The sequence below is a fragment of the Microbacterium fluvii genome (assembly GCF_025515205.1).
Classification (GTDB): domain Bacteria; phylum Actinomycetota; class Actinomycetes; order Actinomycetales; family Microbacteriaceae; genus Microbacterium; species Microbacterium fluvii.
This window is the reverse complement of the sequence record NZ_JAOPFX010000001.1, coordinates 433,605-458,899: the sequence shown is the minus strand read 5'-3', so window position 1 is coordinate 458,899 and position 25,295 is coordinate 433,605. Positions and strand designations below refer to the sequence as shown.

The window sequence follows — 25,295 nt, the reverse complement described above, 5'->3', positions numbered from 1 at the left end:
GACGGCATCCGCGCCCGTCGACTCCACCCGCACTGCCCTGAGTAGTCTGTGAGCGTGACCGACAGGCCGAGCCGCGCGAGCCACGACGTGGCTCAGGATGCCGCCGACGCGGCCGCGCGCGAGGAGGAGTCGCTGCGGCAGCGCTGGGAGGCCACCCAGAGCGAGCTGCGCAAGCGGTTCGATGCGCCGATCTCGCGCGCCACCCGGCTCACCGAGCGCACGCTGGCATGGTTCCCGGTGCGGGTATGGCGGCACTTCCTGCAGCACAACGGGTTCCTCCTCGCCGCCGGGGTGAGCTACCAGGCGCTGTTCGCGATCTTCGCGGTGATCTACGTCGCCTTCGCCATCGCGGGGCTCTGGCTCGGTGGAAGTCCTGAGGCGATCCACGCGCTCATCGGCGTGATCAACGGCTACATCCCCGGGCTCATCAGCGACGACGGCTCGGGGCTTTTCACCACGGCGCAGGTGACCCAGATCGCCACCGAGAGCACCGGTGTGCTCGCCGTCACGGGTCTCATCGCCCTGATCACCGCCATCTGGACGGCGATCGGCTTCGTGACCTTCGCCCGGCGGGCGGTGCGCGACATCTTCGGCATCCCGCCCGACCGGCGCAACTACTTCATCCTCAAGGGCGGCGACTTCGTCGCGGCCTTCGTCTTCGGCTTCGCCCTGCTCGCCGGCTCCGCCGTCAGCTCGGTGGGAACGGTCGCGATCAGCTGGATCTTCGGGCTGCTCGGCTGGGACGAGTCGTCGACCTGGTACCAGTTCGGCGTGCGCGCAGCCTCGATCGCGGTCTCGTTCGCGCTGTTCTCGGCTGCCCTGGCCGCCCTCTTCCGCTTCCTGACCGGCACCACGCTGCACTGGCGCACCATCTGGCCAGGTGCGCTGCTGGGCGGCGGCGCGATCACGGTGCTGCAGATCGGGGCGGGCCTGCTGCTCATCTACACACCGTCGAACCCGCTGCTGGCCACCTTCGCGATCTTCGTGGGGCTCCTGCTGTGGTTCCGCATCATCGGCATCATCCTGCTGGTCGCGGCCGCGTGGATCGCCGTCACGGCGCAGGACGAGAACCTCCCCCTGCTGCACCAGAGCGAGTCCGAGCGGCTCGCCGCCGAGCATGCGGCGCTCCTGACGGCGGCCGAGGTGCGGCTGCGGACGGCCCGCGAGGCCCGCGCGCAGGCGCCGTGGTACCGCGTCCCGATGGCCCGTCGCGCGCTGCGTGAGGCCGAGCAGGAGCTCGACCAGATCAGGGCGGCCGCCCCTCCCGCACCGCACCACGGGTCGCTGTTCGACTGAGCGATGTCGGCGGCCGCCGTTAGGCTGGCGGTCGTGTCTGGATCCGTTCGCATCGCCTCCGTCAACGTCAACGGCATCCGTGCCGCCGCCCGCAAGGGCATGATCGACTGGCTCGAAACGGCCGGCGTCGACATCATGGCGCTGCAAGAGGTGCGTGCCACCGAGGCAGAGCTGCGGGCGGCGCTGCCCGGCTGGCAGATCGTCAACGACGAGGCTCTCGCCAAGGGCCGCGCGGGCGTCGCCGTCGCCAGCCGACTCCCCTCGGTCGAGGTGCGCAAGGTGCTCGGCCCCGAGCCGCTCGACTCGGCCGGCCGCTGGATCGAGGCCGACTTCGACATCGACGGCGAGCGCGTCGTGATCGTCAGCGCCTATGTGCACACCGGCGAGGCCGACACCCCCAAGCAGGACGCGAAGTGGGCGTTCCTCGACGCGATGGAGAAGCGGATGCCACAGCTGCAGGCATCCGCTGCGCTCAGCCTCATCATGGGAGACCTCAACGTGGGTCACCGCGAGCTCGACATCCGCAACTGGAAGGGCAACGTCAAGAAGTCGGGCTTCCTCCCCCGCGAGCGCGCCTACTTCGACCGGTTCCTGGGCGCGGCGGGCGAACCCGTCTCGGGCGTCGACGGCTCGACGGGCACGGGTCTCGGCTGGGTCGATGTGGGCAGGCGCTTCGCCGGCGAGGTCAACGGCCCCTACACGTGGTGGTCGAACCGCGGCAAGGCATTCGACAACGACACCGGCTGGCGCATCGACTACCACCTGGCCACGCCGGAGCTCGCACGGCGGGTCGTCGACTACCGCGTCGTGCGAGCCCCTTCGTGGGACACCCGGTGGAGCGACCACGCCCCCGTCGTGGCCGACTACACCCTGGGCGCCTGACCTAGCGGGCAGCCGCCGGCACTCTGGCCAGCTGCAGCCACGTCTGCACCACCGTGTCGGGGTTCAGCGACATCGAGCCGATGCCCCGCTCGAGCAGCCACGCCGCCAGGTCGGGGTGATCGCTCGGGCCCTGCCCGCAGATGCCGATGTACTTTCCGCGGCGGTTGCACGCCTCGATGGCCATCTCGAGCACCTTGAGCACGGCGGGGTTGCGCTCGTCGAAGGTCGCCGCGACCAGCGACGAGTCGCGGTCGAGGCCCAGCATCAGCTGCGTCATGTCGTTGGAGCCGATCGAGAAGCCGTCGAAGACGTCGAGGAACTCGTCGGCGAGGATCGCGTTCGACGGGATCTCGCACATCATGATGACCTCGAGCCCGTTCTCGCCGCGGCGGAGGCCGTTCTCGGCGAGCAGGTCGACGACCGCCTGCCCCTCGGCCACGGTGCGCACGAACGGCACCATGACCTTGAGGTTCGTGAGCCCCATCTGCTCGCGCACGTAGCGGAAGGCCTCGCACTCCATCTCGAAGCACGCACGGAACTCGGGCGTCACGTACCTCGACGCGCCGCGCCAGCCGAGCATGGGGTTCTCCTCGCGCGGCTCGTAGCGGTCGCCGCCGAGCAGGTTCGCGTACTCGTTGGTCTTGAAGTCGCTCATCCGCACGATCACCGGGTCGGGCGCGAAGGCCGCCGCGATCGTGGAGACCCCCTCCGCCACGCGCTGCACGAAGAACTCGCGCGGCGACGGGTACGCGGCGATGCGCTCGTCGATCTCGGTGCGGAGGTCGACGGGCAGGGTGTCGTGCTCGAGCAGGGCCCTCGGGTGGATGCCGATCTGGCGGTTGATGATGAACTCGAGGCGGGCCAGGCCCACTCCCCTGTTCGGCAGCTTCGAGAACGCGAACGCCTGGTCGGGCGTGCCCACGTTCATCATGATGCGGGTGCCGATCTCGGGCATCTCGTCGAGCCTGGTCTCCTCCTCGGTGAACGCCAGCACCCCGTCGTAGACGAAGCCGTCGTCGCCCTCGGCGCACGAGACGGTGACCTGTGTGCCGTCGACGAGGGTGCGGGTGGCCCCACCGGTGCCGACGACCGCAGGGATGCCGAGCTCTCGCGCGATGATCGCCGCGTGGCAGGTGCGCCCGCCGCGGTTCGTCACGATCGCCGACGCCTTCTTCATGATCGGCTCCCAGTCGGGGTCGGTCATGTCGGCCACCAGCACGTCGCCCGCCTGGAAGCGGTCCATGTGCGCGATCGAGTCGAGCACACGCACGGGGCCGGTGCCGATGCGCTGGCCGATGGCGCGGCCGGTGATCAGCACGTCACCGCGCTCGTGCAGCACGAACCGGCGGATCACGGCGCCGTCGGCGCGCGAGACCACCGTCTCGGGCCGCGCCTGAACGATGAAGATCTCACCGGTCACGCCGTCTTTGGCCCACTCGATGTCCATCGCGCGGCCGTAGTGGCCCTCGATCACGAGCGCCTGGCGCGCGAGCTGCTCGACGTCGGCGTCGGTGATGCTGAAGCGCCGCCGTTCGGCCTCCGGCACGTCGACGAACACCGTCGAGGTCTGCACGCCGACCCCCTCGCCGTAGCGCAGCGCCACCGCCTTCTCGCCCACCTGGCGGGTGAGGATCGCCGGGCGCCCCGCCCGCAGCGCGGGCTTGAAGACGTAGAACTCGTCGGGGTTGACCGCGCCCTGCACGACCGACTCCCCCAGTCCGTACGCGCTCGTGACGAACACGGCGCGGTCGAACCCCGACTCGGTGTCGACGGTGAACATGACACCCGAGGCCCCGATGTCGGAGCGCACCATGCGCTGGACTCCGGCAGACAGCGCCACGTCGTCGTGGTCGAACCCGTTGTGCACGCGGTAGGCGATCGCCCGGTCGTTGTACAGCGACGCGAACACGTGGCGGACGGCATCCATGATGTTCTCGATGCCGCCGATGTTGAGGTAGGTCTCCTGCTGGCCCGCGAACGAGGCGTCGGGGAGGTCTTCGGCGGTGGCGCTCGAGCGCACCGCCCAGGTGACCTGGTCGGGGTCGGCGTCGCGCGCGACGATCGTCGCGAACGCGTCGCGGATGTCGCGCTCGAGGTCGGGCGGGAAGGGCTGCTCTTCGATCCAGGTGCGCACCTGGGCGCCGACCCTGGCGAGCTCGGCGACGTCGTCGATGTCGAGGGCGCCGACGGCGTCGCGGATGCGGTCCATGAGGCCGCCTTCGGCGAGGAACCCCCGATAGGCGTCGGCGGTCGTGGCGAAGCCGTCGGGCACGTGGACGCCGAGGTCGCCCAACTGCGAGACCATCTCGCCCAGCGACGCGTTCTTGCCGCCGACCTGGGGCAGATCGCCCATGCCGATGTCGTGGAACCACAGGATGTTGCTCATCTGGATCACCTTCACTCCTGGCCGCCGCGCAGGCGCATCGTCTGCAGGATGACGGCCGACATCTCCTCGACGCTCTTCGTCGAGGAGTTCACGAACGGGATGCGGAACCGCCAGAACAGGTCTTCTGCCCGGCGGAGTTCGAGGGTGCACTGCGCGAGGCTCGCGTAGTGCGACGACGGGCGGCGCTGGGTGCGCACCTGGCTGAGCCGTGCCGGCGTCGTCGTGATGCCGAAACAGCGTTCGGCGAACGGGGCGATCGCCCGCGGCAGCCCTTCGGCGGGGAAGTCGTCGTCGGTCAGCGGATAGTTGGCCACCAGCAGTCCGTACTGCAGGGCCAGGTACATGCTCGTCGGCGTCTTGCCGCACCGGGAGGGGGCCACGAGGATCAGCTGCGCCGCGTCGAGTGCGCGCGCGGTCTGCCCGTCGTCGTGCTCGATGGCGTATTCCACGGCGCGCATGCGCGCGTGATAGCGCTCGACGTCGCCCATGCCGTGGTACTGCCCCGGGTCTTCGTTCGCCGGCTGCTGCAGCCGGCCCTCGAGCTCGGCGAGGTGGCCGGCCAGGAGGTCGATCACCGCTCCCCTGGAGCCCGCGAGGATCTCGCGCACCGCCGCCCGCTTCACCGTCGTGAACACGAGCGGGTGCCGCCCATCGGCGTAGGCGCGGTCGATCTCAGCGACGGCCGCGTGCGCCGCCGTGACGTCGTCGACGAAGGGGATGGTGCGGTGGGTGAACCCGACCCCGGGGAAGTTCGCCAGCAGTGCGCTGCCGAGGGTCTCCGCCGAGATGCCGGTGCTGTCGGAGACGAAGAAGGCCGCGCGCATCGTGGGCGCCAGAGTCGGCTGTTCGGTTCGCATCGTCGCACCGCTTCCCGGGGTGGGTTCCCCGTCATTCGCACGCTACGTGGGGGCCGGCAGCGCCAGTAGGGTCTTTGGGCCCGTCGTCGCCGCGGGCTGCCGCATCCGCTTCCGTAGACTGGGCAGGTGAACAAACCGCGCCTCTACTCCGGAATGCAGCCCTCGGCCGACTCGCTTCAGATCGGCAACTACATCGGGGCGCTCATGCAGTGGCGCGAGCTGCAGGACTCGTACGAGGCGTTCTTCTCGGTCGTCGACCTCCACGCCCTCACCCAGCCCAACGACCCCGCCGAGCTGCGCGAGAAGACGCGCCGCACCGCCGCGCAGTACATCGCCGCCGGCATCGAGCCGTCGCGGTCGACGCTCTATGTGCAGTCGCACGTGTCGGCCCACGCCGAGCTCGCCTGGGTGCTGTCGACCATCACCGGGTTCGGCGAAGCCGGGCGCATGACGCAGTTCAAAGACAAGTCGGCCCGCTACGGCGCCGACGCGACCAACGTGGGCCTGTTCACCTATCCGGTGCTGATGGCCGCCGACATCCTGCTCTACCAGACCGACATCGTGCCGGTCGGCGACGACCAGAAGCAGCACGTCGAGCTCACCCGCGACCTGGCCGAGCGCTTCAACTCGCGCTACGGCACGACCTTCACGGTGCCGATGCCGGTGATCCAGCAGGAGACCGCGCGCATCTACGACCTGCAGAACCCCACGGCGAAGATGTCGAAGTCGGCCGAGTCGGATGCCGGTGTGCTCTGGATGCTCGACGACCCCGCCGTCTCGGCCAAGAAGGTCATGCGCGCCGTGACCGACTCGGAGGGCTCGGTGCGCTACGACCGCGAGGCCAAGCCCGGCGTCTCGAACCTGCTCGTGATCTATGCGGCCCTGACCGGCCGCCAGATCCCCGCGATCGAGGACGAGTACGCGGGCCGCGGCTACGGCGACTTCAAGAAGGGGCTCGCCGAGGTCGTGGTGAACGAGTTCGGCCCCGTGCGCGAGCGCGCGCTCGAACTGCTGGCCGACCCCGCCGAACTCGACCGGGTGCTGGCCGCGAACGCAGACCGGGCCGCATCCGTCGCCGACGCGACGCTGGCCGACGTCTACGACAAGGTCGGGCTGCTGCGCCGGCGCTGAGCGTCGCGGTCCGCTCGCCGGATCAGGTGATTGGGCCCACCCTCGCTCGCCGGATCAGGTGATTCGGCTGACCCTCGATCGCCAGATCAGGTGATTCGGCTGAGACAGGTCGTTCCGACGCGAAACGACCTGCGTCGGCGAGATCTCCTGATCTCACGACAGGCGGGCGGGCGGGCGGATGCCGCGGGCTACAGTGGCGGGATGCGACCCGTCGTGCTGCGCACCGCGCGCCTCGAGCTGTCGGTGCCGACCGACGCCGACGTCGAGGCGATCTATGCCGCATGCCAGGATGCCGATATCCAGCGCTACACGACGGTGCCCTCGCCCTACGAGCGCCGGCACGCCGAGGAGTTCGTGCCCAAGGTCGCCCGCGAGTGGGATGAGGCGGTGCACCTGACCTGGGCGATGCGCGAGCAGGGCGTGCTGGTCGGGATGATCGGCCTGTACCGCCTGAGCGGCAGCGGCGACGGCGAGATCGGCTACTGGATGGCGGCAGAGGCACGCGGGCGGGGGCTGCTGACCGAAGCGGCGCGCGCCGTCGTCGACTGGGGGTTCTCGCCGGAGGGCGCCGACCTCGTGCGCATCGAATGGCATGCCGTGGCCGGCAACGTCGCCTCGGCCAAGGTCGCCCGTGCGCTGGGCTTCGCCTTCGAGGGCTACCGTCGCCAGGCGCTCGTCAGCCCGACCGGCCGCGACGACGGCTGGGCGGCGGCGCTGCTGCGCGACGACGACCGCACGCCGCAGCCGTGGGCCGTGCTGGGCGACCCGATCGCCGCAGTGGCAGGATGAGCCCATGCCCGAGATGCCCGAGGTGCAGGGACTGGTCGACTTCCTCGGCGAGCGCACCACGGGCCTGACCGTCACCAAGGCCTCGGTCGCGAACATCGCGGCCCTCAAGACCTACGACCCGCCCATCGACGCGCTCGTCGGTGCGACCATCACCGGCGCGGCCCGCCACGGCAAGTTCATCGATCTCTCTACCACCGGCCCGCACCTGATCTTCCACCTCGCCAAGGCCGGCTGGCTGCGCTGGTACGAGCAGCTGCCCTCGACGATCATCCGCCCGGGCAAGACGCCGATCGCCCTGCGGGTCGCCTTCGACGACGGGGCGGGGTTCGACCTCACCGAGGCAGGCACCAAGAAGTCGCTCGCCGTCTACGTCGCCCGCGAGCCCGCCGACGTCCCAGGCATCGCCCGGCTCGGCCCCGATCCGCTCGATCCTGCCTTCACGCGTGACGCGTTCGCGGCGCTGCTGGCCGGCCGCCGCACGCAGATCAAGGGCGTGCTGCGCGACCAGTCGATCATCGCGGGCGTGGGCAACGCCTACTCCGACGAGATCCTGCACGCCGCGCACACGTCGCCCTACACGCTCGCGGCGAGCCTCGACGACGCCGAGATCGACCGGCTCTTCGCCGCCATGACGGCGACGCTGACGGATGCGGTGGCCACCGCATCCGGCAAGCCTCCGGCCGACCTCAAAGACGCCAAGCGCCGCGGAATGCAGGTGCACGGACGCCGCGGCGAGACGTGCCCCGTGTGCGGAGACACCGTGCGCAGCGTGTTCTTCGCCGACAACTCGCTGGAGTACTGCCCCACCTGCCAGACCGGAGGCAAGATCCTCGCCGACCGGCGGCTGTCGCGGCTGCTGAAATAGGCGTTCCGGATACGCCTGTCCGGAACATAGGATCTTCTCAGCTTCATCGCACGCCGACGTCGGCGGAAGGCTGGGGATCCCGCCGCACGACGCCTCACCCGAAAGGCGCCCGTGACCTCTGTCCGCCGCACCCTCCGCACCTTGGTGTGCGGTCTGGTCACCGCTTCCCTCGTGCTGTTCGCAGCCATCGCGCCCGCCGTCGCCGACACCGCTCCGGCGGTCTCCGGCCACATCACGCATGCCGGCGGCGCGATCGCCGCCGGCTCCAAGGTCACCGCTCGCACAGCGACCGATGCCGCGGTCGTCGGCACCTCGACCGTCGCCACCGACGGGTCCTTCTCCTTCGCCGTCCTCGATCCCGGCACATATGACCTGACCTTCACCTCTGGAAACCGCTGGCAGAGCTTCGACACCGCGACGCGCACCCTCGAGGTCGGCACCGAGGCCCAGTCGGTCTCGTGGGACGTCGGCTATGTCACCGTCAGCATCGTGGGTCGACTGACCGACAGCGTCACGGGGAAGCCGATCGCTTCCACATCGATCAACGCGAGCGGTCCGGATCGCAGCCTGCAGGCCAGGACGGATGCCGACGGCGAATTCCGTCTCGACGATCTCCGCGACGGCGGCCAGTACACCCTGACGACGACGACCTATTCTTCGCCTTACGTCGATATCACGGGGACGGATGCGGTGGCCGTTCGCGCGTCTCGGGGTGAGACACGATCCGACCTGATGCTCGACCCGCTGGCGACGATCACCACGTCGATCACGGGTGCCCCCGCCGGCGCGCGCGTCTCACTGGAGCCGGTCGACGGCGGCTATGGGAACTGGGCCTATGTGAACGACGCCGGCAGCGTCACCTCGACCCGCGTCTGGCCTGGCACCTACAAGCTCCGCATGGGCGCAACGCGCAGCTCCGTGGAGAACTGGTACCCCGGCGTGCTCGACGCGGATGCCGCCGAGACCGTGACGATCGGCTACGGCGACGACGTCCGCCTGTCGTGGACCGCGCCGGCACCGGGGAGGATCGTCGGCACCGTCCGCGATGCGACAACGGGCGCCCCGATCCCGGAAGTGAGCATCTCGATCGACTCGGCGCAGATCACCGAGTACTCGGTGGCCACCGACGCGAACGGTCGCTACGAGTTCAGCGGCCTCACGACCGACGAGTACACACTCACGACGCCCGAGTACACCCATCAGCCCACCGAGCAGACGGTCGCCGTCACCCTCGGCGAGGTGACGACGCGCGACTTCACGCTGACCAAGTGGGCGCGCATCGTCGGGACGGTCACTCTTCCCGCCGGCGCGAAGGGATCGGGCTCGTTCACGGTCTACGACCGCGACCTCAACGCGGTGTGGGGAGGCCCTTTCTCGTCGGTGAACGGCTCGTTCCGCACCGACCCGCTCGCGCCGGGCGAGTATCTCGTGAAGTTCAGCGCATCGGGCGCGCGGACGTCCTGGTACGGCGGCGCATTCACGAGCGCAGGCGCGACCCCCGTGACCGTCACGGACGGCGTCGAGACCCGCATCGCACATGAGATGCCCGCGAAGTACTCCGACCCGTGGTCGGCGATCGAGGGGAAGGTGACCGGGCCGCGCGGAGAACCCGTCGAGGGTCTGACGGTGGCCGCCTACGACGCGGACGGCGAGTACATCGCGGAGGCGTTCACCGACGCCTATGGCGACTACAGCTTCCTCGGCCGCGATCTGCCCACCGGCGACTACCGGTTGAGAGTGCAGGAGATGTACTCCACGTCGACGAGGGCGCGATACGACGCGCAGTGGGTCGGCGGCACGTCTTTGCAGACCGCCCGCGTGTTCACCCTCGCCCCGAGCACCACCACCACGATCGACGTGCGGGTGACCAGGACGCTGCCGGCCGATCGAGCCACGATCGTCGGGGTCGTCACCCGGGCGGGCCAGCCCGACCGCGGCGCATTCGTCACGGCCCAGACTCCCGACGGGGTGGATGTGGCGAGCACGTTCGCAGGCCTCGACGGCCGGTTCGTCATCGAGGGCCTTCCCGCCGGCACCTACCGCCTGCGCATCGGCGACGCGCAGCACTGGCAGACCAAGGCGCTCTTCAGCTACGCACCACTGGGCACCCGCGATGCGACGGCGGCGACGCTCTACACGGTCTCGGCCGGAGGTGCCGTCGACGTCACGACGAAGGCGGGAACGGTGCTCGGACGCGACGTCTCGGTCGTGCGCGGCCGAGTCACGTCCGCGCTAACCGGCGAGGGCGTCGCCGGCATGGTGGTGAGCACCCGACAGGGTGCGACGTTCACCACCGACGACCCGAATGCGTCGACCGACGAAGACGGCTATTACGAGATCGAGGTGCCCTCCGGCGGCAAGGTGAAGCTCGCCGTCCTGCCCTCGACGGAATACGACACGTCGACGACGGCATCTCTCTCGCTGCCGGAAGGCCGTGTGACAGTCGAAGACTTCACGGTCGCAGCGATGCCCTACTCGAGCGCTCCCACCCTCCCCAAGACGGCACGCGTCGGCTCCTCCGTGACGGTCTCGACGGGGAAGTGGACTGCCGGCACGGCCTTCACCTACGCGTGGTCCCGCAATGGCGAGCGGATCTCGGGCGCGACGAAGTCGAGTTACACGCCGACTGCTGCCGACCGCGGCAAGCGCCTCTCTGTCACGGTCACCGGCAAGAAGGCCGGATACGCGACACAGAGCCACACGAGCGCCAGCCGGGTCGTCGCCGCCGGCGCTCTCACGACAAAGACGCCCACGATTCTGGGCACCCGCAAAGTCGGCAAGAAGCTCACCGCCGCGCACGGCACGTGGACCAGCGGCACCGCCTTCACCTACCAGTGGTATGCGAACGGGACGGCCATCAAGGGGGCGACCAGGAAGTCGTTCACGCTCACGTGGCGTCAAGGCGGCGACCGCATCTCGGTGAAGGTGACCGGCAAGAAGTCCGGGTATACGACGGCATCTCAGACGAGCGCCCGCACCGGTCGCGTCGCGCGGTGACCGCATCCGCGTGAAGCGGAATGAAACGACGTCGAGGGCGTTGAGTAGACTCAGAGCATCAACGTGCTCCGGGGTCGGTGAGAATCCGAACCGGCGGTGACAGTCCGCGAGCGAAGGCACCCGCATCCATCGGATGCCGCCGACGCCGATCCGGTGGAATTCCGGAACCGACGGTGATGCGACAGCGTGTGCTGTCGCTAGTCCGGATGGGAGGCAGCACGAGCGGCGCCTGGCGCGCCGCCGACGGCATTGCCTCCCGAGCCTCGGTCCACCCGACGGCAGGAAGACGGATGACCGCGAACCACGCAGAGCGCACCGAGCGCCCCGCGATCGCGCGCCCCGAGGCGGAGCGCGCCGCGATGGCACACGCGCTCGAGATCGCGGGCAGAGGCCCGCGCGGGGTGAACCCGCAGGTGGGCGCCGTCATCCTCTCCCCCGACGGCGGCGTGATCGCCGAGGGCTGGCACCGCGGAGCCGGCACGGCGCATGCCGAGGTCGACGCGCTGTCGCACCTGACTCGTGCCCAGACCCGCGGCGCCACCGCCGTCGTGACCCTCGAGCCGTGCAACCATCACGGCCGCACCGGTCCGTGCGCGCAGGCGCTCATCGACGCCGGCGTCGCCCGCGTGGTCTATGCCGTGGGCGACCCGGGCGACGCGTCGTCGGGTGGAGCCGAGCGGCTGCGTGAAGCGGGGGTCGACGTCGAAGCGGGTGTGCTCGCGGCGGATGCCGATGCCCTGCTGCACGACTGGCTCACGGTGCAGCGGCTTGGCCGACCCCATGTGACGGTCAAATGGGCGCAGAGCCTCGACGGTCGCGCCGCCGCGGCCGACGGCACGAGCCGATGGATCACGGGGCCCGCCGCGCGCGCCGACGTGCACCGCCGCCGCGCGCAGGCCGACGCGATCGTCGTCGGCACCGGCACGCTGCTGGCCGACGACCCCGCCCTCACCGCCCGCCGCCCCGACGGCACTCTCTACGAGACACAGCCCGCCCCGGTCGTGCTCGGTGACCGCGCGATCCCCGACGACGCGCTGGTGCTCCGGCATCCGCGAACCGTGCTGCACCGCTCGGGCGCGAACCTCTTCGGCGAGCACGGCGACGACGTGTCGGCGTCGGTGCTGGCCGAGCTCCGCGAGCGCGGAGTGCAGCGGGTGTTCGTCGAGGGCGGCCCGACGATCGCGAGCGCCTTCGTGCGCGCGGGCCTTGCCGACGAGGTGCTCGCCTACATCGCGCCGACCCTCATCGGGTACGGCGCCGACGGCACCGATCGCCCCGCCCTGCGCGGGCTCGGCGTCGAGACGATCGACGCGCAGGTGCGGCTCGAGATCGTCGAGCTCGAACGGCTGGGCGACGACCTGCTCGTCGTCGCGAGGCCGCGCATCGCAGACGAGAAGGAGCACTGAATGTTCACCGGCATCATCGAAGAGATCGGCCGGATCACGGCCGTCGAGCCGTCGGGCGACGGCGTGCGTCTCACGGTGCGCGCTCCCCTCGCGGTGACGGATGCTGCGCACGGCGACTCGATCGCCGTGAGCGGCGTGTGCCTCACCGTCGTCGACCGGAGCGCCGACGGGTTCACCGCCGATGTCATGAAGCAGACGCTCGACATGTCGACGCTCGAGGGGGTCGCCGCCGGGCGCGCCGTCAACATCGAGCGGGCGACCGCCGCGCACGGACGCCTGGGCGGCCACATCGTGCAGGGGCACATCGACGGCACCGGCGAGGTGCTCGAGGTGCGGCCGGGCGCGCAGTGGCGCGTGCTGCGCATCGGCCTGCCCGCATCCCTCGCCGCCCTCGTCGTCGATAAGGGCTCGATCGCCGTCGACGGCACCTCGCTCACGGTCAGCGACGCCTCGCCGGCGGATGCCGCAGAGCACTGGTTCGAGATCTCGCTCATCCCCGAGACCCTCGCCGCGACCACCCTCGGCGCCCTGCAGCCCGGCGACCGCGTCAACCTCGAGACCGACATCCTGGCCCGCCACGTGCAGCGCCTGCTCGCTTTCAGATCCATCCAGAACGAAGGAGGCTCCCGATGAGCCTTGCCACCATCCCCGAAGCCCTCGAAGCGCTCCGCCAGGGCCGCCCCGTCATCGTCGCGGACGATGAGAACCGCGAGAACGAGGGCGACGTGATCCTGTCGGCCCAGCTCGCGACCCCGGAGTGGATCGCCTGGACGGTGCGTCACTCCAGCGGCTTCATCTGCGCCCCGATGCCGGCGGAGTGGGCCGACCGGCTCGACCTCCCGCCGATGGTCGAGGTGAACGAAGACGCCCGCGGCACCGCCTACACCGTGAGCGTCGATGCGGCCGACCGCGTGTCGACCGGCATCAGCGCGGGCGACCGCGCGCACACCCTGAACGTGCTCGCCGACCCCGCCTCGGTGCCGACGAGCGTCATCCGCCCCGGCCACGTGCTGCCCTTGCGGGCCGTCGAGGGCGGCGTGCGCGAGCGTGCAGGGCACACCGAGGCCGCCGTCGAGCTCATGCAGCTCGCGGGCCTCGAGCCGGTCGGCGCCATCGCCGAAGTCGTCGCCGACGACGGGTCGATGATGCGGATGCCCGGGCTCCTCGACCTCGGCGAGCGCGACGGCGTGCTGGTCATCACGATCGAGCAGCTGGCCGCCCATCTCGACGAGCACCACCCGCGCAGCGAGCCGTCGGGCGCGCCCCACAAGCGCCGCGTGAGCCTGCGCGCCGAGGCGAAGGTGCCGACCTCGCACGGCGAGTTCCGCTTCCTCGCGTACAAGGACCGCGTCACCGGCACCGACCACCTCGCGATCGTGTCGGGTGAGCTCACCGCCGACGCCCCGCTCGTGCGGGTGCACTCGGAGTGCCTCACCGGCGAGGCGTTCGACTCGCTCAAGTGCGAGTGCGGGCCGCAGCTCGACGCCGCCCTCGACGCCATCGAGCAGGACGGCGGCGTCGTCATCTACATGCGCGGCCACGAGGGCCGCGGCATCGGCCTGATCAACAAGCTGCGCGCCTACTCGCTGCAGGAGCGCGGGCTCGACACCGTCGACGCCAACCTCGCGCTGGGCCTTCCGGCCGACGCCCGCGACTACGCCGCGGCGGCGGGGATGCTGGCCGACCTCGGCATCGAGAAGGTGCGCCTGCTCACCAACAACACCGACAAGGTCGCCCAGCTGCGCGAGCTCGGCCTCGAGGTCGTCGAGCAGGTGCCGCTGCTGGTGGGCGTCGGCCCGAACAACCACCAGTACCTGCAGACCAAGCGCGACCGCATGGGTCACATCATCGACGACGGCGACCTCGCCGACGCCCTCGACCGGATGAAGGAGAGCCACGCATGAGCGGCAAGGGAGCGCCCATCACGGGCGGGACGGATGCCGCAGGCCTGAGCGTCGTCATCGTCGCAGGTACCTGGCACCCCGTCATCACCGACGGCATGATCGCCGGCGCCGAGCGGGTGCTCGCCGAGTCGGGCGCGGACTGGCGCGTCGTGCGCGTCGCGGGCTCGTTCGAGTTGCCGGTCGTGGCGAAGGCCGCACTGGAGGCCGGAGCCGACGCGGTCGTCGCCCTCGGCGTCATCATCCGCGGGGGAACGCCGCACTTCGAGTTCGTCTCGAACGCCGCCACCGACGGGCTCACCCGGGTCGCGCTCGACACCGGCAAGCCGGTCGGCTTCGGTGTGCTCACCCTCGACGACGAGCAGCAGGGACTCGATCGGGCGGGCCTGCCCGGCTCGAAGGAGGACAAGGGCGCCGAGGCCGCGGACGCGGCCGTGCGCACGGCGCTGGTGCTGCGGGCGCTGCGCGGGCGCGTGAGCTCACCGCGCTGACGTTTCGTCTCGCTGCGCTCGCTCAACGCCCGGGGGTGAACCGGGCGTTGAGCGAGGAGCGCAGCGACGAGACGAAAAGCAGCGTGCCGCCCCGCATCCTTCAGTTATACTGATGGCATGGAGATCCTGCGCCACATCGTCGTCTTCATCCACCTGATCGGCTTCGCCGTGCTCTTCGGCTCGTGGGTGGTCGAGGCGGTCGCCCACCGCATCCGCGTCACGAAGCTGATGACGTGGGGCATGGTGATCGCCGCCGTCGCAGGCCTCGCCCTGGCCGCCCCGTGGGGCATCGAGTACGACCTGAACTACACCAAGCTCGGCGTGAAGTTCGCGGTGCTGCTGGTGATCGGCGCCCTGCTGGGCATCGGCTCGGCGCGCCAGCGCAAGACCGGCAGCCTGCCGCCGGCGATCTTCTGGTCGATCGGCGCACTGACCCTGCTCAACGCGGGCCTCGCCGTCATCTGGCGCTGACCCCGGCGGGCCGGGGCCCGCGCACACAGGCGTAGACTCGAGGTTTGTGCGCCGGCGACTCCGTCTGCGCCCCGGTGCCCTCTTCGGCTGCCCGCTGCATCACCCCCGCTCCGCACGGCCACACCGGCTCGTTCCACAAGGACGTCTCGTTCACTTCGACAGTTATCTGAGACACGCATGTCCACCGCTTCCCCCACCACCGCACCGGCCAATCCCCGCTCGCGCGTCATCACCGCCAGCCTCATCGGCACGACGATCGAGTTCTACGACTTCTACGCGTACGCGACCGCGGCCGTCCTCGTCTTCCCCATCCTCTTCTTCCCGACCGGCGACGACACCACGGCTCTACTCTCGTCGTTCGCCGTCTTCGGCGCCGCGATGATCGCGCGCCCCATCGGCGCCATCATCTTCGGGCACTTCGGCGACCGCTTCGGCCGCAAGGCGACCCTCGTGACCTCCCTCCTGACGATGGGCATCGCGACGTTCCTCATCGGATGCCTCCCCACCTACAACGACATCGGCTGGTGGGCAGCGCTCCTGCTGCTCGTGCTGCGTCTCGCGCAGGGCTTCGCGCTCGGCGGCGAGTGGTCGGGGGCCGCCCTGGTCGCCACCGAGAACGCACCGAAGGGCAAGCGCGCCTGGTACGGCACCTTCCCGCAGTTGGGCGCCCCGATCGGCTTCATCATCGCCAACACGGTGTTCCTCGTGATCAACTTCGCCCTGCCGCACCCCGACGGAACGGCGCAGCGCTCCGAGGAGTTCCTCTCGTGGGGCTGGCGCGTGCCGTTCTGGTTCTCGGCCGTCATGGTGATCGTGGGCCTGTGGGTGCGCCTGCGCCTGGTCGAGTCCGAGACCTTCTCGAAGGCCGAGAAGTCCGGCGCACTGCGCAAGTTCCCCCTGGGTGAGACCGTCCGCAAGCACTGGTGGCAGCTGATCCTCGGCACGTTCATCATGCTGGCGACCTACGTGCTGTTCTACCTGATGACCAACTTCACGCTGTCGTACGGCACCAAGGCGACCCTCGAGGGCGCGCAGGCGGCCGCCGAAGCCGCCGGCACGCCGTTCGACCCCGGCACGTATGTCGCAGGCCTCGGCTTCGGCTACACCGACTTCGTGTTCATGCAGATCATCGGCGTGGTCTTCTTCGGCATCTTCACGCTGCTCTCCGGCCCCATCGCCGATGCGATCGGCCGCCGAAAGCTCCTGATCTGGGTCACGGCGGGCATCGCGGTGTTCGGGCTGCTGTTCAACGTGTTCCTGCTGCCGCAGGCAGATCCGAAGTTCACCGGCGCGCTCGTGCAGGCCTTCCTCATCTTCGGCTTCATGCTGATGGGCGCCACCTTCGGCCCGATGGGCGCGATCCTGCCCGAGCTGTTCCCGACGAACGTCCGCTACACCGGCTCGGCGGTCGCCTACAACGTCTCGTCGATCCTCGGCGCGGCCCTCGCGCCGATCGTCGCGGTCGCCCTGTGGGCGGCGGCGGGAGGCCAGCCCTGGATGGTCGGTGTCTACCTCACCGGGGCGAGCCTGCTCACCCTCGTCGCGCTCCTGCTCTCGAAAGAGACCAAAGACGTCGACTACGACGCCGGCATCGGCCTGGGCGAGACCGGCTCGCTGTAACCCCATTCGAAGCGGATGCTGTCGGCCCCGGTGGCCGGCAGCATCCGCTTTCTCGTGCCGGGCGCGTCACAGTCGGTCATGCGGCGACGCCCGGGCGACACCGCCGCCTAGCCTGGGGGCGCGCCGCGACAGCCGGGGCGCGGGAGGAGCACCGTGGCCACGCCGTCGACCGTCAGCCTGGACTGGTTCCTCCCCCTCACCGGCGACTCGCGCACCGACCTCAGCCAGGGAAGCGCCACCGACAACGACCCGGCCCGCGTCGGCATCGCCGCCCGGCGTCCCGACATCGCCTACCTCGCCCAGATCGCCCGCGCCGCCGAGCAGCTGGACTACGACGCCGTGCTCGTGCCCACCGGCGGAGGCAACGAAGAGGGCTGGACGATCGCGACGGCGCTCACCCAGCACACCCGCCGCCTCGACTACCTCGTCGCGGTACGGCCAGGGCTCGTCTCGCCGACGCTGCAGGCGCAGGTGACCTCGACCTTCCAGAACGTCAGCGACGGGCGCCTGCGCATCAACGTCGTCACGGGCGGAGAAGATGCCGAGCAGCGCCGCTTCGGCGACCACATCGGCCACGACGGACGGTACCGCAGGGCCGCGGAGTACATCGCGATCCTGCGTCGGCTGTGGACGGGCGAGCGCGTCACCCACCGCGGCGAGTTCTACGACCTCGACGACGCCTACATCTCCCCCGTCGCCCGGGTTCCCGAGATCTACCTCGGTGGATCGTCGGATGCGGCCGTCGAGGTCGCCGCGCAGCACGCCGACGTCTTCCTCACCTGGGGCGAGCCGCCCGCGCAGGTCGCCGAGAAGATCGCCCGAGTGGAGGAATGCGCCGCGGAGCGGGGCAGAGCGCTGCGCTACGGCATCCGCTTCCACGTGATCGCGCGGCCGACCGCAGGCGAGGCGTGGGCGATCGCCGACGCGCTCGTGGCCGGCCTCGACCCCGAGCTCGTGGCGCGCAAGCGCGCGCAGTTCGCCGCCTCCGGATCGGTCGGCCAGCGCCGCCAGCACGCGCTCATCGGCGCCGGCACCACCCGCGACGACCTCGAGGTGCACCCCGGCGTCTGGGCGGGCGCGGGGCTCGTGCGCGGCGGCGCCGGCACGGCCCTCGTCGGCAGTTTCGCGGAGGTGGCCGACCTCATCGACCAGTACCGGCGGGTCGGCATCGCCGAGTTCATCCTGTCGGGCTACCCGCACCTCGAAGAGGCCTACTGGTTCGCCGAGGGCGTGCGCCCCGAGCTCGCCCGCCGCGGCCTGCTCTGACCGGCGGGGCTGCTCGCGACGTCCACGCCCGCACACCCGGCCCTCTCGTTCAGTCGTCGTATATAGCGACCGCGTGGCGCTCCCGGTCGCCATCTGTGACGACTGAACATCAGACCCGCTCGTTCAGTCGTCGTAAACGGCGACCGTGACGCGCCGGAGGTCGCCATACGTGACGACTGAAGGTGAGCCTCCGGGCCGCTCAGTCGGACCGACTGGCGGCCGCCGCGGGCTCGTCGAACAGAAGCGGATGCTGCGGCCCCGGCCTCAGCCGAGGAACAGGGCGCGCAGGCGCTTGGTCGTGAACACGAGCCCGACGGCGATCATGACGACGTAATACAGGATGTGCCATCCCATGTCGGGGCTCATGACGCCGGTGGTGAACCCGCGGATGAGCTCGACGCCGTGCCACAGCGGGAAGGCCATGATGACGCCCTGCACCCACTCGGGGTAGACCGTGATCGGATAGAGCGTCGCCGAGAAGAGGAACATCGGCAGCAGCACGATGTTGATCCAGTCCATCTGCTGGAAGGTCTTCATGTAGCTCGTGACGGCCATACCCAGACTCGCGAAGCCGAACGCGATCAGCAGCACCGCCGGGATCGCGAGGATCGCGGTGGGGGCGAGGTTCAGCCCGAGGATCTGCATGATGATCATGAACCCCGTGGCATATGCCAGTCCTCGCAGCAGCGCGTAGAGGATCCCGCCGAGTGCGACGTCGAGCGGACCGAGCGAGGTCGCCAGCATCCCCTCGTAGAGCTTGCCGTAGTTCATCTTGAAGAAGACGTTCCACGTCGAGTCGTAGATCGCGCCGTTCATCGCCGACACGGCCAGCAGCGCCGGCGCGATGAAGGCCGCGTACGAAACCTCGATGCCGCCGGCGGTCTCGACGTCGCCGATCAGCGAGCCCAGGCCCAGCCCCATCGAGGCGAGGTAGAAGACCGGCTCGAAGAAGCCCGAGAGCACGACCGCCCAGCTCGATGAGCGCGCCGCGATGAGGCCGCGCTGCACGACGGCCTGCGGGTTGCCGGCCCACAGCGCCTGCACTCCGCCGCGGCGGGCGGGCGCGTCGATGGCGTCGATGGATGCGGCGGTCACTTCGCGAGCCTCCGGGTGAAGATGCGGCGGGCGAGGATCATGCCGCCGACGGCGAGGACGAGGAGGTAGCCGAGGTGCACGGCGACGAGCCAGGGCTCGACCGGCTTGCCGTAGGTGACGACGCGGCCGAGTTCGGACGCGTGCCACAGCGGCGAGATCCAGCCGATCCACTGCAGCCACACCGGCAGCACCGACAGCGGGTAGAACGTGCCGGAGAACAGGAACATCGGCATGAAGATGAACCGCTGCACGAGGGCGAACTGCCCCGTGTCCTCCTCGAGCGACCCGGCATATGCCATCAGCGGCACGCCGAACGCGAGGCCGCCGAGAAGTCCGATCGGCACCGACAGCCATGCCGTGGCCGGATCGGTGACGCCGGGGTGAAGCCATGCGAAGAAGATCCAGACGAAGAGGTAGTACGCGGCCACGGCGAGCAGCATCCGCGCCCCCGCGCCGATCACGACGCCGTTGGCGATCTGCGGGCTCGACAGCGGCGACGCGTTGAAGCCGTAGAAGTAGCGGCGCCACTTGAAGCCCTGCATGACGGGGTAGGTGAACTCCTCGCTGGCCACGGCGATCGCCGCGGTCGCCAGGAGGGCCGGCGCGACGAAGACGAGATAGGGCACCTGCTGCCCCGCGTCGTCGATCGGCGCGGCGATGAGGGCTGCCAGGCCCACGGCGAGACCGAGGAGGTAGAGGATCGGCTGCCCGAGGGCGCCGACGATGATCGTCCAGCCGTAGGCGCGCATGGCGCGCACGATGTGCTCGGTGACGTACCAGGTGCCGCGCGAGCGCGGCTTGCGGCCCCACTCGAGGGCCTCGGCCTGCAGCTCGTCGAGCGTCGGGTGGGTCGCCGGATCCGGTCCCTGGGCCGGATCCGGTCCCTGAGCCTGTCGAAGGGTCATTCGATCAGCGACCTTCCGGTCAGCCGCAGGAAGACGTCTTCCAGGCTCGAGCGGCGCACGAGGCTCGTCAGCGGCTCGAGGCCCTCCTGCGTGATGCGCTCGAGCACCGCCTCGCCGTCGGCGGTGTAGACGAGGATGCGGTCGGGCAGCACTTCGACGCGATCGCCGAGGCCGCGAAGCCGAGGGGCGACCTCTTCGTTGCGCGACGAGCCGAAGCGCACCTCGAGCACCTCGCGGCTGGAGTGCTCGCGGATGAGCGAAGCTGGGGTGCCCTCGGCCATGATGCGCCCCTCGTCGACGACGATGAGGCGGTCGCACAGCTGCTCGGCCTCATCCATGTAGTGGGTCGTCAGCACGAGCGTCGTGCCGCGCTCCTTGAGGCGGAAGAGGCGGTCCCACAGCACGTGGCGCGCCTGCGGGTCGAGGCCCGTCGTGGGCTCGTCGAGCAGCAGGATCCGAGGGTCGTTGATGAGGCCGCGGGCGATCGTGAGGCGCCGCTTCATGCCCCCAGAGAGCGCGTCGACCTTGCTCTTGGCCTTGTCTTCGAGCTGGGCGAACGCCAGCAGCTCGTCGGCCTTCTGATGGCAGACCTTGCCGGGCAGGCCGAAGTAGCGTCCGTAGATGTAGAGGTTCTCGCGGGCGTTGAGCTCGCCGTCGAGGTTGTCCTGCTGGGGCACGACGCCCAGGCGGGAGCGGATCTCGGGCCCGTAGCGGTCGGGGTCGAGGCCGAGGATCTCGAGGTCGCCGCCGGTGCGCGTCGAGACGGCGCCGATCATCTTCATCGTCGTGGACTTGCCGGCCCCGTTCGGGCCGAGCAGGCCGAACGACTCCCCAGGCGCCACCTCGAAGCTCAAGCCGTCGACGGCGACGAAGTCGGGCTTTCCCTTGACCTTGTAGGCCTTGACGAGGTTCTGCGCGGAGATCACGGGTGCGGGCACTCGCTCAAGGGTAGCGGCAGCATCCGACATTGCCGCCCTGGGCGTGACCAGGCAGACCGCGCACAAGAAGTACGGTCGTAGGTAGGGCTTTCGCCCGCCGCACCCACTCCTGCGAAGGGGATCCCCATGTCCACCACCACACCCGCTCGCCGCGGCCGCCGCCGCACCGCCGACGACGGTCCGCGCGCGAGCCTGAAGCAGCTGATCCCGTTCCTGCTGGAGCACAAGGGCGTGCTCGGCGTCGTCGCGGCACTCAGCGTCGTCGGCGCCGTCACGACCCTGCTGCAGCCGCTGCTGGTGGGCGCGGTCATCGGGCGCGTCGAGGCGCAGGAGGCCCTCGGCATCCTCGTCTGGGCCATCGTGGGCCTCGTCGTGGTGAGCTCGATCGTCTCGGGCTATCAGCACTACCTGCTGCAGCGCACCGGCACAGCGGTCGTCTACTCGTCTCGTCGCAAGCTCATCGGCCGCATCCTGCACCTGCCGATCGGCGAGTTCGACGCCCGCCGCACCGGAGACCTCGTCTCTCGCGTGGGCACCGACACGACGCTGCTGTACGCCGTGCTCACGCAGGGCCTCGCGGATGCCGTGGGCAACGGCCTCATCTTCATCGGGGCGATCGTGGCGATGGCCGTCATCGACCCCGCCCTCCTCGGGCTCATCGTCATCGTGATCGGACTGTCGATCGCGGCGGTCGGAGTGCTCAGCAGCCGCATCCGCAAGGCGACCGCCGCCCAGCAGGAGCGCGTGGGCGAACTGGCCTCTGGGGTCGAGCGCGCCGTCGGGTCGATCCGCACGGTGCGAGCCGCGGGAGCGGGCGAGCGCGAGGAGGCCGCGATCTCTCAACTCGCGAGCCAGGCGTACGACCAGGGCGTGACCGTCGCCAAGGCGTCGGCGCTCGTCGTGCCCATCGCCGGCGTCGCCCTGCAGCTGTCGCTGCTGGTCGTGCTCGGCGTCGGCGGGCTGCGGGTCGCCGCCGGCTCGATCTCGGTCGCGGCCCTGGTGACCTTCGTGATGTTCCTGTTCATGCTCGTGGGTCCGCTCGGGTCGTTCTTCGGCGCGTTCACCTCGGTCAACCAGGCACTGGGCGCCCTCGGGCGCATCCAGCAGATCCTCGATCTGCCCACCGAGACCGACCGCGACGCCGAGATCGCGGCCACCCTTCGACGTGAGGCGACGCCGACGACGGATGCTGCCGACTCCCCCGCGATCGAGTTCCGCGACGTGCGATTCGCCTACCCCGAGGCGGTGGTGGCCGCGCGGCGGTCGGCCGAGGCCGAGGCCCAGCGCACGCTCGCCGACGCGCACGTCGACGCGGGCGAGCGGATCGAGATCCCCGACGCCGACGAGGTGCTGCGCGGCGTCTCGTTCTCGGTGCCGCGCGGAGCGCGGGTGGCACTGGTGGGTCCCTCCGGCGCGGGCAAGTCGACGACGCTCGCCCTCATCGAGCGGTTCTACGACCCGACCGGCGGCGCGATCCTGCTGGGAGGCGCCGACGTGCGCGCCCTCGACCGCGGCGAGCTGCGCGCGCAGCTGGGCTACGTCGAGCAGGATGCCCCGACGCTCGCGGGCACCCTCGCCGAGAACCTCCGGCTCGCCTCGCCCTCCGCATCCGACGCCGATTGCGAGCGCGTGCTGCGCGCCGTCAACCTCGGCGAGGTGCTCGAGCGCAGCGAGCTGGGCCTTCAGGCCCCCGTCGGCGAGTCGGGCGTCATGCTCTCGGGCGGCGAGCGCCAGCGGCTCGCGATCGCGCGGGCTCTGCTGGCCGCTCCCCCGATCCTGCTGCTCGACGAGTCGACCTCATCGCTCGACGGCCTCAACGAGCAGCGGATGCGGGAGGCCATCGACGCAGTCGCCTCCGGCCGCACGCTCGTGGTCATCGCCCACCGCCTGTCGACGGTCGTCGACAGCGACCTCATCGTCGTGCTCGACCACGGCCGCGTCGTCGGCCAGGGCACGCACGCCGAGCTCGTCGAATCGACTCCGCTCTATCGCGACCTGGCCCAGCACCAGCTGCTGGTCTGAGCGGCAGCATCCGCTCGGCGGCGGAGAGCAGCCGCCGCGCGGATCAGGCGCGCTGCAGGCGGTACCGCAGGGCGGCGAGTTCGGCGTAGAGCTGGGCGGGGACGCGGCCCTCGAACGTGGAGTAGAACTCCTCGGTGAGGTCGGCCTCCTGCAGCCACGAGTCGGCGTCGATCGCGAACAGCTCGTCGAGGTCGGCCTGGGGCACCTCGATCCCGTCGAGGTTGAGGTCGGCACTCACCGGGAGGCGGCCGATCGGGGTGTCGACGGCGCCGACCTCGCCCTCGATGCGGCGGATGATCCAGTCGACGACGCGCGAGTTGTCGCCGAAGCCCGGCCACAGGAACCGGCCGTCGGTGCCCTTGCGGAACCAGTTGACCTGGAAGATGCGCGGGGCGCGGTCGAACCGCAGCTTCTGGCCGACGCTGAGCCAGTGGCCGAAGTAGTCGGCCATGTTGTAGCCGCAGAAGGGGAGCATCGCGAACGGGTCGCGACGCAGCTCCCCCACGGTGCCCTCGGCGGCGGCGGTGCGCTCCGACGAGATGTTCGAGCCGATGAACACGCCGTGCGCCCAGTCGGTGGCCTCGACCACGAGCGGCACGTTGGTGGCGCGGCGGCCGCCGAACAGGATCGCGTCGAGCGGCACGCCCTCGGGGGCGTCCCAGTCGTCGGCGATCTGCGGGCATTGTGCGGCACTGACCGTGAAGCGCGAGTTCGGGTGCGCCGCGGGACGCCCCGAATCGGGCGTCCAGGGGTTGCCCTCCCAGTCGGTGAGCTCGGCGGGAGCGGTGTCGGTCAGGCCCTCCCACCACACATCGCCGTCGGGGCGCAGCGCGACGTTGGTGAAGATCGTGTTGCCCCACAGCGTCTCGACGGCGGTGACGTTGGTCGACTCGCCGGTGCCGGGGGCGACGCCGAAGAAGCCGGCCTCGGGGTTGATCGCCCACAGGCGCCCGTCGGCGCCTGGGCGCAGCCACGCGATGTCGTCGCCGAGGGTCTCGACGCGCCAGCCGGGGATCGTCGGGCGGAGCATCGCGAGGTTGGTCTTGCCGCAGGCCGAGGGGAACGCCGCCGCGACGTGGTAGGCCTTGCCCGCGGGCGAGATGACGCGGATGAGCAGCATGTGCTCGGCCAGCCAGCCCTCGTCACGGCCGATGACCGAGGCGATGCGCAGCGCGAAGCACTTCTTGGCGAGTATCGCATTCCCGCCGTAGCCCGAGCCGTAGGAGTAGACCTCGAGCGTGTCGGGGAAGTGCACGATGTACTTGTCGTCGTTGCAGGGCCAGAGGGCATCCTGCTCCCCCGGCTCGAGCGGCGCCCCGACGGTGTGCACGGTCTTGACCCACGGCGCCCCGCCGGCGATCTCCCGAAGCACGTCGGAGCCGACGCGCGTCATGATGCCGATCGAGGTGACGGCGTAAGCGCTGTCGGTGACCTGCACGCCGATGTGCGAGAGCGGTCCGCCGACGGCACCCATCGAGAAGGGCACGACGTACATCGTGCGGCCGCGCATCGACCCTTCGAACAGGTCGTTCAGCTTCGCGCGCATCTGCGTGGGCTCTGCCCAGTTGTTGGTCGGTCCGGCGTCTTCTTCGTTCTCGGAGGCGATGAAGGTGCGCCCCTCGGTGCGAGCGACGTCGCTCGGGTGCGAGCGGGCCAGGTACGAGCCGGGCCGCCACTCCGGGTTGAGCTTGATGAGCTTGCCCTCGTCGACCTGCTCGCGCAGCAGCGCCTCGTTCTCGGCGCGGGAGCCGTCGATCCAGTGGATGCTGTCGGGCTGAGTGAGGGCGGCGATCTCGTCGACCCACGCGAAGAGTGCGGCCGCGCCGTCGCCGTCGAGTTGCGGACGGGCGCCGAACGTCGGCACGTAGCCGTTCGCGCCGAGGGACTCGGGTCGGGTGAAGATCTCCGCGATGGCCATTGCTGCTCCTTCGATGCCGTCAGATTCGGGCTTGGATTCCACTCTGCGCGCGGAGGGTC

20 protein-coding genes and 1 riboswitch are annotated in these 25,295 nt (G+C 70.4%); of the genes, 14 read left to right on the top strand and 6 right to left on the bottom strand.

Translation table 11 applies throughout. The features are described 5' to 3' along the window. Positions 1–54: 54 nt before the first annotated feature. Together OAW74_RS02040 and OAW74_RS02035 are read left to right on the top strand one after the other, a co-directional pair. The gene (locus OAW74_RS02040; RefSeq protein WP_262872666.1) at positions 55–1,296 is read left to right on the top strand and encodes a YihY/virulence factor BrkB family protein; all 1,242 of its coding nucleotides are present in this window, start codon (positions 55–57) and stop codon (positions 1,294–1,296) included. A 3-nt stretch (positions 1,297–1,299) separates the two neighbouring features. After that, positions 1,300–2,178: an exodeoxyribonuclease III gene (locus tag OAW74_RS02035; protein WP_378733184.1), complete on the top strand. Its 879-nt coding sequence runs from the start codon at positions 1,300–1,302 to the stop codon at positions 2,176–2,178. Position 2,179: 1 nt separating this feature from the next. Here the strand turns inward: OAW74_RS02035 and ppsA are convergent, their stop codons facing one another. Together ppsA and OAW74_RS02025 are read right to left on the bottom strand one after the other, a co-directional pair. Then, positions 2,180–4,564, bottom strand: a complete 2,385-nt coding sequence (ppsA, locus tag OAW74_RS02030) for a phosphoenolpyruvate synthase (protein WP_262872664.1) — start codon at positions 4,562–4,564, stop codon at positions 2,180–2,182. A gap of 11 nt (positions 4,565–4,575) precedes the next feature. After that, positions 4,576–5,421 (bottom strand): pyruvate, water dikinase regulatory protein, encoded by an 846-nt coding sequence (locus tag OAW74_RS02025; protein WP_262872663.1) that lies wholly within the window; start codon positions 5,419–5,421, stop codon positions 4,576–4,578. 126 nt (positions 5,422–5,547) lie between these two features. On the opposite strand from OAW74_RS02025, the gene trpS reads away from it, so the two are divergent. The 11 genes from trpS to OAW74_RS01970 all read left to right on the top strand — a co-directional run bounded on the left by trpS (position 5,548) and on the right by OAW74_RS01970 (position 18,358). Beyond that, a complete protein-coding gene (gene trpS, locus OAW74_RS02020; RefSeq protein WP_262872662.1) occupies positions 5,548–6,552 on the top strand; it encodes a tryptophan--tRNA ligase in 1,005 nt (334 codons plus the stop codon). Positions 6,553–6,753: 201 nt separating this feature from the next. After that, a complete protein-coding gene (locus tag OAW74_RS02015) occupies positions 6,754–7,341 on the top strand; it encodes a GNAT family N-acetyltransferase (RefSeq protein ID WP_262872661.1) in 588 nt (195 codons plus the stop codon). Positions 7,342–7,345: 4 nt separating this feature from the next. Next, positions 7,346–8,206 (top strand): Fpg/Nei family DNA glycosylase, encoded by an 861-nt coding sequence (locus tag OAW74_RS02010; protein ID WP_262872660.1) that lies wholly within the window; start codon positions 7,346–7,348, stop codon positions 8,204–8,206. 111 nt (positions 8,207–8,317) lie between these two features. Beyond that, positions 8,318–11,203, top strand: a complete 2,886-nt coding sequence (locus OAW74_RS02005; RefSeq protein ID WP_262872659.1) for a carboxypeptidase regulatory-like domain-containing protein — start codon at positions 8,318–8,320, stop codon at positions 11,201–11,203. A gap of 60 nt (positions 11,204–11,263) precedes the next feature. Continuing rightward, a riboswitch (FMN riboswitch) is annotated at positions 11,264–11,426 on the top strand. Positions 11,427–11,562: 136 nt separating this feature from the next. Beyond that, positions 11,563–12,609 (top strand): bifunctional diaminohydroxyphosphoribosylaminopyrimidine deaminase/5-amino-6-(5-phosphoribosylamino)uracil reductase RibD, encoded by a 1,047-nt coding sequence (gene ribD / locus OAW74_RS02000; RefSeq protein ID WP_262873901.1) that lies wholly within the window; start codon positions 11,563–11,565, stop codon positions 12,607–12,609. Further along, a complete protein-coding gene (locus OAW74_RS01995) occupies positions 12,610–13,242 on the top strand; it encodes a riboflavin synthase (RefSeq protein ID WP_262872658.1) in 633 nt (210 codons plus the stop codon). Continuing rightward, the gene (gene ribA / locus OAW74_RS01990) at positions 13,239–14,513 is read left to right on the top strand and encodes a GTP cyclohydrolase II (RefSeq protein ID WP_262872657.1); all 1,275 of its coding nucleotides are present in this window, start codon (positions 13,239–13,241) and stop codon (positions 14,511–14,513) included. The genes OAW74_RS01995 and ribA overlap by 4 nt, the downstream gene beginning before the upstream one ends. After that, positions 14,510–15,001 (top strand): 6,7-dimethyl-8-ribityllumazine synthase, encoded by a 492-nt coding sequence (gene ribH / locus OAW74_RS01985; RefSeq protein ID WP_262872656.1) that lies wholly within the window; start codon positions 14,510–14,512, stop codon positions 14,999–15,001. The genes ribA and ribH overlap by 4 nt, the downstream gene beginning before the upstream one ends. 117 nt (positions 15,002–15,118) lie before the next feature. Further along, a complete protein-coding gene (locus tag OAW74_RS01980) occupies positions 15,119–15,472 on the top strand; it encodes a Fe-S protein (protein ID WP_262872655.1) in 354 nt (117 codons plus the stop codon). 177 nt (positions 15,473–15,649) lie between these two features. Next, on the top strand, positions 15,650–17,092 hold the full coding sequence (locus OAW74_RS01975; RefSeq protein ID WP_262872654.1) for an MFS transporter: 1,443 nt from the start codon (positions 15,650–15,652) through the stop codon (positions 17,090–17,092). Between the two features lie 153 nt (positions 17,093–17,245). Continuing rightward, positions 17,246–18,358 carry an LLM class flavin-dependent oxidoreductase gene (locus OAW74_RS01970; RefSeq protein WP_262872653.1) on the top strand — a complete coding sequence of 371 codons (1,113 nt, stop codon included), beginning with the start codon at positions 17,246–17,248 and terminating at the stop codon, positions 18,356–18,358. A gap of 264 nt (positions 18,359–18,622) precedes the next feature. Here OAW74_RS01970 and OAW74_RS01965 read toward each other — a convergent pair whose 3' ends face one another. From OAW74_RS01965 to OAW74_RS01955, 3 genes are read right to left on the bottom strand one after another with little or no spacing between them, the layout of a single operon-like run. Then, positions 18,623–19,453, bottom strand: a complete 831-nt coding sequence (locus tag OAW74_RS01965; RefSeq protein ID WP_262872652.1) for an ABC transporter permease — start codon at positions 19,451–19,453, stop codon at positions 18,623–18,625. Continuing rightward, entirely contained in the window at positions 19,450–20,358 is a 909-nt protein-coding gene (locus OAW74_RS01960; RefSeq protein WP_262872651.1) for an ABC transporter permease, read from the bottom strand. Before OAW74_RS01960 ends, OAW74_RS01965 begins: the two co-directional genes overlap by 4 nt. Further along, on the bottom strand, positions 20,355–21,296 hold the full coding sequence (locus OAW74_RS01955; RefSeq protein ID WP_262872650.1) for an ABC transporter ATP-binding protein: 942 nt from the start codon (positions 21,294–21,296) through the stop codon (positions 20,355–20,357). Before OAW74_RS01955 ends, OAW74_RS01960 begins: the two co-directional genes overlap by 4 nt. Before the next feature lie 126 nt (positions 21,297–21,422). Between OAW74_RS01955 and OAW74_RS01950 the strand changes: the two genes are divergently transcribed. Continuing rightward, a complete protein-coding gene (locus OAW74_RS01950) occupies positions 21,423–23,318 on the top strand; it encodes an ABC transporter ATP-binding protein (protein WP_262872649.1) in 1,896 nt (631 codons plus the stop codon). 43 nt (positions 23,319–23,361) lie between these two features. On the opposite strand, the gene OAW74_RS01945 is transcribed toward OAW74_RS01950, so the two are convergent. Next, the gene (locus OAW74_RS01945; protein ID WP_262872648.1) at positions 23,362–25,236 is read right to left on the bottom strand and encodes a phosphoenolpyruvate carboxykinase (GTP); all 1,875 of its coding nucleotides are present in this window, start codon (positions 25,234–25,236) and stop codon (positions 23,362–23,364) included. Between the last annotated feature and the right edge of the window lie 59 nt (positions 25,237–25,295).